The sequence below is a fragment of the Chryseobacterium sp. SIMBA_028 genome (genome assembly GCF_046535285.1).
GTDB lineage: Bacteria > Bacteroidota > Bacteroidia > Flavobacteriales > Weeksellaceae > Chryseobacterium.
This window is the reverse complement of the sequence record NZ_JAWRWZ010000440.1, coordinates 1-261: the sequence shown is the minus strand read 5'-3', so window position 1 is coordinate 261 and position 261 is coordinate 1. Positions and strand designations below refer to the sequence as shown.

1 protein-coding gene is annotated in these 261 nt (G+C 56.3%); it reads left to right on the top strand.

Annotation, left to right across the window (positions count from 1 at the left end):
- Positions 1–170 precede the first annotated feature (170 nt).
- Positions 171–261, top strand: a 91-nt coding sequence (locus SCA31_RS24045) for an aa3-type cytochrome c oxidase subunit IV (RefSeq protein ID WP_410699509.1), incomplete at its 3' end; no start/stop codon positions are given.

Below are 261 nucleotides of genomic sequence, written 5' to 3'. Positions count from 1 at the left end.
CGCAAGAAAGCCGTTTCCGCGTACTGCATGTGGCATTGTCATGCATTGCGCTTTCCCGAAGCTTTGTGTAAGCCCTGAACAGGGATTGATCCGTTGCAAGCGCTGCTGATCATGGCATTCAGGCGGTCTGCCGCACTGTGCGGACCGGGCATTTGAGGGAGACGATATTCATGGCCGAACATCACACCGGACCCGTCGAAGTTGGCGCGCCGATGGACTACAAGGAACATGAGGCCACGTACAATACGTTCATCGCTGCCG